Origin of the sequence: Micromonospora rosaria (genome assembly GCF_001567585.1) — a bacterium.
Lineage (GTDB): Bacteria > Actinomycetota > Actinomycetes > Mycobacteriales > Micromonosporaceae > Micromonospora > Micromonospora rosaria.
Map to the genome: position 1 here is coordinate 1 of NZ_LRQV01000277.1, position 2,162 is coordinate 2,162.

The 2,162-nt window shown below is 75.8% G+C and carries 1 protein-coding gene; it reads left to right on the top strand.

The genetic code is table 11. The annotated features are described in order from the left end of the window. A partial coding sequence (locus tag AWW66_RS31950) for a DUF5682 family protein (protein WP_067374513.1) occupies positions 1-2,162 on the top strand: 2,162 nt, incomplete at both ends.

Below are 2,162 nucleotides of genomic sequence, written 5' to 3' on the forward strand. Positions count from 1 at the left end.
CGCCCGAGGGGGACACGCCGGAGGGCACCAGCCCACCGGAGGAGGAGGCCGCCCTGCACGGCGACGCGGTCGGCGTGGAGGTCGGCGACCTGCGGCCCCGGTTCGCCGAGCTGGAGGCGCACCTGCTGCACCACGGCAAGGTGCGGCACTGGTCGGAGTGGTGGGAGCAGTACGTGGAGCGCCCCCTCGCCGGGGCCGACCACGACACGTACCGGCAGGTGATGGTGCTGATCGGCAGCCTGTTCCGGCGGCTGCGCCCGACCCGGGCGGACCGGCTGGACCGGGACGAGGACCGTGAACGCTACATGTGGACCCGGATCCGGCAGCACCTCGCCCGCACCGGCGTCGACCCCGCCGACTGCCTGTACGTCTGCGGCGCCTTCCACGCCGCCAGCCGGGTCGAGCAGTTCGGCCTCGACTCCACCGCCCCGGACTTCGAGATCAGCCCCCGGACCGGCACCGGCTGGCGGTACGGGCTGATCCCGTCCAGCCACTCCGCCATCGAGGCGCAGTTCGGGCTGGCCCCCGGCTCGGTCTCGATCGCGGCGGCGAGCTGGACGAAGGCGGTGAGCGCGGCGCGGGTCACCCCGTACCGGCTGGCGGGGCAGCCGGGTGAGCGGAGCCGGGCCGGGCGCGGGCGCGCGGCCGGCACCCCGGCCCCGGACGGGGCGGACGGGTCGGTGACGGACCGGCTCACCGGGTTCCTGGCCGCGCCGCCGCCCCTGGACGGTCTCGACGAGGCGGAGCTACGCGGCTGGTGCGTGGACATCGTCCGGCTGGCCCGCCGCAACGGGTACCTGGCCAGCACCGCCGACGCGATCGCCGTCTTCGAGCACTCGATCCTGCTCGCCGGCCTGCGTAACCGGGCCCGACCCACCCCGTACGACTTCGCCGACGCGGCCGTCACCTGCATCGAGAAGGACGTCGTACCGGGGCGGCGGGACGTCCGCCGGCTCTGCGAGATCCTGCTCGGCGGGGACCGGATCGGGCAGGTCGGCTACCACGCCCTGCCCCCGCTGGCCCGGGACGTGCTGGACCGGCTCCGTCCGCTCGGGCTGGACCTGGAGAAGCGGACCGTCCAGCGGGCGTTGCTGGACCTCACCGCCACCCCCGAGCTGGCCGCCTGCTCGGACCTGCTGTGGCTGCTGCGGCACCTGCTGCCGGCCGACGCGGTCCGCCCGATCATGGGCGAGCGGCGGCTGGGGCACCGCTCGATCCAGGAGAGCTGGGACCTGGCCCTGGGCCGCAACCAGCGCGCCCTGATCGAGCTGGGCTACGAGGGGGTGACCGTCGAGCAGGTGCTGGAGCAGCGGCTGCGGCGCGCGGTCCGTGCCCCGGACGCGACGGCGGCCGGCGCCCTCGCCGCCGTCGAGGACGCCCTCCGGCTGCTGGACAGCCCGCGGCTGGTCGACGACCTGGGCACCCGGGCGGTCGAGCTGCTGGCCGCGGAACGGACCGTGGACGACGCCCCGGACGTGCTGCGCCGGATCCGCCGGCTGCTGGCCCACTACCGGGCCACCACGGCGGCCCTGCCGGCCTGGTGCGAGGCGTTCATGACGACCGGGTACGCGCACTACTGCACGCTGCTGCCGTCCGCGTTCGTCGACGACGAGGCGGGCACCCGGCAGGTCGGCGCGATGCTGGGCTTCCTGTTCAGCCTGGAGAGCGTGGCGTTGTCGCTGGGCTGCGACCGGTCCCAGCTCGAACTCGCCGTCGCGCAGTGCCACCCGGAGGCTCCCGCGAAGGTCGCCCTGCTCTGGGCGGCCCGGCACCAGCTCGGCCTGCTGCCCCTGACCGAGCTGCGGGCCCGCTGCGCCGAGCTGCTGGCGAACCCCCTGGTCGTGCCGGCCTTCCCGCAGTACCTCGCCGGTTTCGTGCACGCGCTGGAGCCGGTGCCCGGGTTGGCGCCGTTCGTGGTGGAGACGATGTCGACCGCGTTCGCCCGGCTGCCCGACCCGGTGCTGCTGCCGTGGCTGCCCACCCTGATCACCACGCTGCGGGACCAGGGCCCGGAACTGGTGCCGCTGCTGGTCCGGGAGGCCGGCCGTACCTTCCCCGGCGGGCTGACGGAGCTGGACGCCTGGGTGCCGCCCTGGCAACGGCCGGCGGGCGGGACCCCCACCGCTGCGCCACTGCCGGCCGGCCGGGTGACGCCGCTGCTC